Below are 7,264 nucleotides of genomic sequence, written 5' to 3'. Positions count from 1 at the left end.
GGCGGCGGGGGCGAAGAAAACGCCTACCCCGCCAACCCCACCACCCCATCGTCCAAGTCGTCCTTCAAGGACACCCCGGTACGGCCCAGCTCCCGCGCCCGCGCCATCAGGGACGTCAGCTTGGCGGCAGCCGTGTCGTAGGACAGGCCCAGCGGAGGCCGGATGTTGGAGAGGCAGTTCCGGTCGGCGTCCGTGGTGCGGCCGGGCCGGGGCTCGTACGTGAGGTACGCCCCCAGGGAGTCCGCCGCCGACATCCCGGGCCGTTCGCCGACGAGGACGACGACCATGGCCGCGCCCAGCGCGTGGGCGACATCGTCCCCGAGCGCCACCCGCGCCTGCTCGGCAAGGACGACCGGCGCGACCCGCCACCCGACAGGCAGCCGAGCCGTCGTCGCCCGGATCACCGGCGCCGCGTGCTCATGGACGGCCCGGCTCGACAGCCCGTCCGCGACCACGAAAACGACGTCCCAGGAGCCGCAGGCATCACGCGGCAGATGCGCCCGGTCGACGTCGTCGAGCCTGCGGCCCAGGTCAGGCCGCTGGAGGTACGTCAACCGGTCGGGAGCCGCACTCCGGACCCGTACCGTCGGCACACCCGGCAGCGCGGACGCCACCACGTCCGGGTCGAACGGCGAGTGCACCGCGTCCCGGGCCGCCGCGTGCGCGGCCTGGAGTTCGAGGCGGTGACGCGTGGGCAGGGCGGACCCGGCGCGGCCGAGCCCGATCCGCGCCTGGGTGTGCTGCCGCAGCCCCGCCCACAGCGCGGCGTCCGACGGCTCGGGAGCCGTCGCCCCTTCCATCAATGCCCTTACCAGCACGGCCAGTTGACGGTCCGTCATGCTGCCAGCTCCTTGCCGATGGCCATCAAGGGGTGGGAAGTGCCGGCGACGGGCCGTACTCCGCCTCGTTCGTCCAGCAGGCCGATGCCGTCCAGCCATGCCTCGAACTCCGGTGCCGGGCGCAGCCCCAGGACCTCACGGAGGTACAACACGTCGTGGAAGGAGGCGGATTGGTAGTTGAGCATGATGTCGTCGCCGCCGGGTGTGCAGATGACGAAGGACGCCCCGGCCACGCCCAGCATGGTCAGCATGGTGGCGATGTCGTCGTCGTCCGCGTCGGCGTGGTTCGTGTAGCAGATGTCCAGGCCCATGGGCAGGCCGAGCAGCTTGCCGCAGAAGTGGTCTTCGAGGGCGGCTCGGAGGATCTGGCGGCCGTCGTACAGGTACTCCGGGCCGATGAAGCCGACGACCGTGTTGACCAGCAGCGGCTCGTAGCGGCGGGCCACCGCGTACGCGCGTGCCTCGACCGTCTGCTGGTCCACCCCGTGGTGCGCGTCGGCGGAGAGCGCGCTGCCCTGGCCGGTCTCGAAGTACAGGGCGTTGGTCCCGACCGTGCCGCGGCCCAGGGCGCGCGCCGCCTCGTACGCCTCGTCGAGGAGGCCGAGGGTGACGCCGAAGGACGCGTTCGCGGCCTGCGTACCGGCGATGGACTGGAAGACGAGGTCGACGGGCGCCCCGGCGGCCATCAGGTCGATGCTCGTCGTGACGTGGCTGAGCACGCAGGACTGGGTGGGGATCGCGTACCGCTGGATCACGCCGTCGAGGAGTTCCAGCAGGTCCCGTACGGCCCTGGGGCTGTCCGTCGCCGGGTTGATGCCGATGACCGCGTCGCCGGAGCCGAGGAGGAGTCCGTCGAGGAGCGCGGCGGCGACGCCCGCCGGGTCGTCGGTGGGGTGGTTGGGCTGGAGGCGGGTCGCGAGCCGGCCGGGCAGGCCGATCGTCGAGCGGAAGGCCGTGACGACCCGGACCTTGCGGGCGACCGCGACCAGGTCCGCGTTGCCCATGAGCTTGGAGACGGCCGCCGTCATCTCGGGCGTCAGGCCTGGGGCCAGCGCGGTCAGGGCGCTCGCGTCCGCCGCGTCCGAGAGCAGCCACTCCCGGAACTCCCCGACCGTGAGACCGGCGACCGGCGCGAAGGCCGCCGCGTCATGGGTGTCGACGATGAGCCGGGTGACGTCGTCGTCCTCGTACGGGATCACCGGTTCGGCGAGGAACCGCGCGAGCGGCACGTCCGCCAGCGCCCAGCGGGCCGCGACCCGCGCCTGCGCCGACTCGGCGGCGAGCCCGGCGAGGCGGTCGCCGGAACGTTCTGGGCTCGCGGCGGCGAGCAGCCGGGCGAGGCCGTCGAAACGGTGGGTACGGCCGCCGAGGGTGGAGGTGTACGTGCTCATGCCGGGGACGGTACGAAGCGCGGGCGTACGGGGTCCATGGCCGGGCGGAGAGTTAACGCAGACGTTCGCTGCCGGGGCGATCCACAGGTGTTCTAAAGGTCTGGTTGACAAACATTTAACGCCCGGACCGGCGACACGACTCATTTTCCGTGCAGCATTCCGGTCGACCGAAGACGAGCGTGAAGACCAGCGGGCGACCGCGGACGACCATGGAAAGGGGCCACCCGATGGCAGTACAAGAGGGCACAGCCCCCGAGGCGGCGGCGGGCACGGCGGGCGAGGACACCACCGTCCACCGGCTCAAGCCGAACGCGATCGGCCTGCTCGGCGTGGTCTTCATGGCCGTCGCCACGGCCGCGCCGATCACCGCGATGACGGGCAATGTGCCCTTCATGGTCTCCTCCGGCAACGGCATCGGAGCCCCCGCGAGCTATCTCGTCGCAATGGTCGTCCTGGCGATCTTTGCGGTCGGCTTCACCTCGATGGCGAAGCACATCACGTCCACCGGCGCCTTCTACGGCTTCATCTCGTTCGGCCTCGGCCGGACCGTCGGCCTGGCCTCGGGGCTCCTCGCGACCTTCGCGTACGTGGTCTTCGAGCCGGCCCTGATCGGTATCTTCTCGACCTTCGCCACGACGACCCTCCACGACCAGACGGGGGTGGACGTCCCGTGGTGGGCGTTCGCGATCCTGATGCTCGCGATCAACGCCATGGGCACCTGGTTCGGGGTGTCGGTCGCCGAGAAGCTGCTCGTGGTGCTGCTGGCCACCGAGGTGACGATCCTCGCGGCGATGGCGATCTCCGTCGCCCTGCACGGCGGCGGCCCGGACGGCTTCACGTTCGGCCCGGTCAACCCGGTCAACGCCTTCCAGGGGACCTCGGCCGGTCTCGGACTCTTCTTCGCCTTCTGGTCATGGGTCGGCTTCGAGTCGACGGCCATGTACGGCGAGGAGTCCCGCGACCCGAAGAAGATCATCCCCAAGGCCACGATGATCTCGGTGCTCGGCGTCGGCGTCTTCTACGTCTTCGTCTCCTGGATGGCCATCACGGGCAACGGCGAGGCGGCGGCCGTCGAGGCGGCCTCGTCCTCCAACCCGCTCGCCCTCTTCTTCAACCCCACCGAGCAGTACGTCGGCCACTGGGCCGTCATCGTCATGCAGTGGCTGATGATCACCGGCTCGCTGGCCTGCGGCATGGCCTTCCACAACTGCGCCGCCCGCTATCTCTACGCCCTCGGCCGCGAAGGCGTACTGCCGTCACTGCAGCGCACCATCGGTCGCACCCACCCCGAGCACGGCTCCCCGCACGTCGCGGGCCTCGTCCAGACGATCGTCAGCGCGGTGCTGCTCGCGGCGTTCTGGGCGGCCGGCAAGGACCCGTACACCGGTACGTACGTCCTGCTCGCCATCCTCGGCACGATGGCCATCCTGGTGGTGCAGGCGGTGTGTTCCTTCGCGGTGCTGGCCTACTTCCGCAAGAACCACCCCGAGTCCCGGCACTGGTTCAGGACCTTCACCGCCCCACTCGTCGGCGGCCTCGCGATGCTCGCGGTGGTGGTCCTCCTGGTGTCCAACATGGGCGTTGCGGCCGGCCCCGAGTCCGGCTCGATCGTCCTGAAGGCCACCCCGTGGATCGTCGTGCTGATCGGCGCGGGCGGGGTGGCGTACGCGCAGTACCTGAAGCGGCGGCGTCCGGAGGGGTACGCGCTGCTGGGCAGGACGGTCCTGGAGGAGACGAAGGAGAGGTAGCCAGCCGCGAGGGAGTTGGCGGCGGAGTCCGCGGCGCCATTCGCGGTGGTGTTAGCGGCGCCGTTCGCGATGGCGTTCGCGGTGGTGTTCGCGATGGCGTTCGCGGTGGTGTTCGCGATGGGCCTTCGGCCGGGTGCTGTACGTCAGCCCTGGCCGAACGTCTTGTCCCGGTGCTCCCGCCACCGCTCCATCAACTGGCCGAGCTCGCCCTGCAGATACTCGAAGAAGGCGAGCGTCTCGGCGATCCGCTGTCCGCCGGGGGTCGTCACCCCGAGGCTGTCGACGCCCTCGCGCAGGGTGTGCTCCCAGCGCTTGAGTACGGCGTCACGGCTGGTCAGCGCCTCGTACCACTGGTCACTGTGCACCCGGTACCGCTCGCGTCGCGAGCCGGGTTCGCGCTCCCGCGACACCATGTGGACCTGGGCGAGATAGCGCACCGCGCCGGAGACCGCGGCGGGGCTGACCTGGAGCTGTTCGCCCAGTTCGGCCGAGGTCATGGCGCCGGAGTCGGACGCGAGCAGCGCGGCGAAGACCCGGGCGGCCATCCGCTGCATACCGGCCTCGACGAGCTGTGCCGCGAAGCCCTCGACGAACTTCGACACCGCCTCCGGGTCCCGCCCCACCGCACTCGGCTCCGTCATCGTTCGATCATCTCCCCTGCTCACGCACCGACCCCCGAGTGTATCGGTCCTTTTTATGCTTCCTTAACTTCACAAATTTCTGAAAGAAGCGTACGTTCTGAACCATGACGAAGGCAATCACCGTCTCCGGACTGCACAAGTCGTTCGGCAGCACGCACGCCCTGGACGGTCTCGACCTCGACGTCGAGACCGGTGAGGTCCACGGCTTCCTCGGCCCGAACGGCGCCGGGAAGTCCACCACCATCCGCGTCCTGCTGGGCCTCCTGCGCGCCGACTCCGGCGCCACCCAGCTGCTGGGCCGGGACCCGTGGACGGACGCGGTCGAACTGCACCGCCGGATCGCGTACGTCCCCGGCGACGTGACCCTGTGGCGCAACCTCTCCGGCGGCGAGGTCATCGACCTGTACGGCCGGCTGCGCGGCGGCCTCGACAAGACGCGCCGGGCGGACCTGGTCGAGCGGTTCGAACTCGACCCGACCAAGAAGGGGCGCACCTACTCCAAGGGCAACCGGCAGAAGGTCGCCCTCGTCGCCGCCTTCGCCTCGGACGTGGACCTGCTGATCCTGGACGAGCCGACGTCGGGCCTCGACCCGCTCATGGAGGAGGTCTTCCAGTCCTGCGTCGAGGAGGAACGCGACCGGGGCCGTACCATCCTGCTCTCCTCGCACATCCTCAGCGAGGTGGAGGAGCTGTGCGACCGCGTCAGCATCATCCGCAAGGGCCGGACCGTGGAGAGCGGTTCGCTCACCCAGCTGCGCCATCTGACCCGTACGAGCGTCACCGCCGAACTCGCGGGCCCGCCCAACGGGTTGGCGGCCCTGCCCGGCGTCCATGACCTCGACGTCCAGGGCGGCAGGGTCAAACTCCAGGTGGAGAGCGACAAGCTGAACGCCGTACTGCGCTCGCTCACCGAGTCGGGCGTACGGTCCCTGACCTCGACTCCGCCGACCCTGGAGGAGCTGTTCCTGCGGCACTACCAGGAGGACGTGCGGGCGGAGGCGGTGTCGCGATGACCGCCGTGGCTTCGGGTGCACGGTTCGGCGTACGAGCGGGTGGGTCCCGTCAACTGGCCGGTACCTGGACCCTGTTGAGGCTGGCGCTGCGCCGCGACCGGGTGATGATCCCGGTATGGGTCGCGGTGATCGGGCTGATGGTGGTCTCCATGCCCGGTTCGCTGGAGAGCGTCTACTCCACGGCCGCCGAACGCGCCGACGTGGCCCGCCAGATGCTGACCAACAGCTCCCTGCGCGCCATGTACGGGCCGGTGTTCGGCGACTCCGTCGGCGGCCTCGTGGCATGGCGCATCGGAACGTACGCGGGCGTGTTCGCCGGGATCATGAGCCTGCTCATCGTCGTGCGGCACACCCGGGACGAGGAGGAGAGCGGCCGACAGGAGATGGTCTCGGCGGGCATGGTGGGCCGTCGCGCCCCTCTGACCTCGGCACTCCTCGCCGCCCTCGTCGCGAACGCGGGCCTCGCGCTGATCATCACGGGCGGCCTCGCGGGACAGGGCTCCTCGGGCGCGCTGGCCCTCGGGCTCGGCACGGCGGGTGTCGGCATGGTCTTCGCGACGATGGCGGCGATCGTCGCCCAGCTCACGGAGAGCGCCCGGCTCGCGAAGGGACTGACGGGCGGCCTGCTGGGCGCGGCGTTCGTCCTGCGGGCGGCAGGCGACTCGTCGGTGACCGACGGCTCCTCGGTACTGACCTGGCTGTCCCCCGTCGGCTGGCTGGAGAACCTGCGGTCCTTCGCCGACGAACGGTGGTGGGTGCTGCTCCTCTTCGCCGCCGCCGTGGCACTCCAGGGCCTGATCGCGTACGACCTGGCCGGCCGCCGTGACGTCGGCATGAGCTTCCTGCCGACCCGGCCGGGCCCTGCCTCCGGCCGCCTCGGTACGGCCTGGGCGCTGGCCTGGCGGCTGCAGCGCGGCAGCGTCCTCGGCTGGGGCCTCGGCTTCCTCGCCGCCGGGGTCGCCTTCGGCGGGATCACCACGGGCGCCACGGATCTGGTCGGCGACAACGAACGCACCCGCGAGATCATCGAGCGCATGGGCGGCCAGTCCGGGATCACGGACGCGTTCCTCGCCACGATGGTCGGCATGCTCGGGATGGTCGCCGCGCTGTACGTCGTCCAGTCCGTGCTGCGACTGCACGCCGAGGAGACCTCCCAGCGCGCCGAACCCATCCTCGCCAACGCCGTGGGCCGTCTGCGCTGGGCCTCCGGCCACCTGCTGATCGCCTTCGGCGGGGCGACCCTGATCATGCTGGTCGGCGGCCTGGGCCTCGCCCTCGGCTACGGCCAGGACCTCCCCACCATCCTGGGCGCCTGCCTCGTCCAACTCCCCGCGATCTGGACCATCGGCGGCCTGGCCGTCCTCCTCCACGGGGTGTCTCCGACGGTGGCGCCGGGTGCCTGGGGCGTGGCCGGCGCGGCCCTCCTCCTGGGCTGGATCGGCCCCGCCCTGGACCTCCCGAACGCCCTCCTGGACCTCTCCCCCTTCGGCCACCTCCCGAAGCTCCCGGGCGGGGACATGACCTGGACACCGGTACTGGTGCTTACGGCGATCGCGGTGGCGCTGGTGGGGGTGGGGCTGGGTGCACTGAGGCGCCGGGACATCACGACGTGACGCCGGTGGCCTTTTCTCT

At 70.8% G+C, this 7,264-nt stretch carries 6 protein-coding genes; 3 read left to right on the top strand and 3 right to left on the bottom strand.

Annotated features, from left to right (window positions below; translation table 11 throughout):
• Window positions 1-23 precede the first annotated feature (23 nt).
• Together eutC and AOK17_RS18670 are read right to left on the bottom strand one after the other, a co-directional pair.
• Entirely contained in the window at window positions 24-800 is a 777-nt protein-coding gene (gene eutC / locus AOK17_RS18675; protein ID WP_055613638.1) for an ethanolamine ammonia-lyase subunit EutC, read from the bottom strand.
• A gap of 35 nt (window positions 801-835) precedes the next feature.
• On the bottom strand, window positions 836-2,230 hold the full coding sequence (locus tag AOK17_RS18670; protein ID WP_055613636.1) for an ethanolamine ammonia-lyase subunit EutB: 1,395 nt from the start codon (window positions 2,228-2,230) through the stop codon (window positions 836-838).
• 227 nt (window positions 2,231-2,457) lie between these two features.
• On the opposite strand from AOK17_RS18670, the gene AOK17_RS18665 reads away from it, so the two are divergent.
• Entirely contained in the window at window positions 2,458-3,978 is a 1,521-nt protein-coding gene (locus tag AOK17_RS18665; RefSeq protein ID WP_055613635.1) for an APC family permease, read from the top strand.
• A gap of 143 nt (window positions 3,979-4,121) precedes the next feature.
• On the opposite strand, the gene AOK17_RS18660 is transcribed toward AOK17_RS18665, so the two are convergent.
• The gene (locus AOK17_RS18660; RefSeq protein WP_055613634.1) at window positions 4,122-4,619 is read right to left on the bottom strand and encodes a GbsR/MarR family transcriptional regulator; all 498 of its coding nucleotides are present in this window, start codon (window positions 4,617-4,619) and stop codon (window positions 4,122-4,124) included.
• Window positions 4,620-4,723: 104 nt separating this feature from the next.
• Here AOK17_RS18660 and AOK17_RS18655 point away from each other — a divergent pair, with 104 nt between their 5' ends.
• Both AOK17_RS18655 and AOK17_RS18650 read left to right on the top strand, forming a co-directional pair.
• A complete protein-coding gene (locus AOK17_RS18655; protein WP_055613633.1) occupies window positions 4,724-5,632 on the top strand; it encodes an ABC transporter ATP-binding protein in 909 nt (302 codons plus the stop codon).
• The gene (locus AOK17_RS18650) at window positions 5,629-7,245 is read left to right on the top strand and encodes an ABC transporter permease (RefSeq protein ID WP_055613632.1); all 1,617 of its coding nucleotides are present in this window, start codon (window positions 5,629-5,631) and stop codon (window positions 7,243-7,245) included. Before AOK17_RS18655 ends, AOK17_RS18650 begins: the two co-directional genes overlap by 4 nt.
• Window positions 7,246-7,264: the final 19 nt, after the last annotated feature.

It is taken from the genome of Streptomyces phaeochromogenes (assembly GCF_001418655.1).
In the GTDB taxonomy this organism is placed as follows: domain Bacteria; phylum Actinomycetota; class Actinomycetes; order Streptomycetales; family Streptomycetaceae; genus Streptomyces; species Streptomyces phaeochromogenes.
The sequence above is the reverse complement of the archived record's forward strand: the minus strand, read 5'-3'. Positions and strand labels throughout refer to the sequence as shown.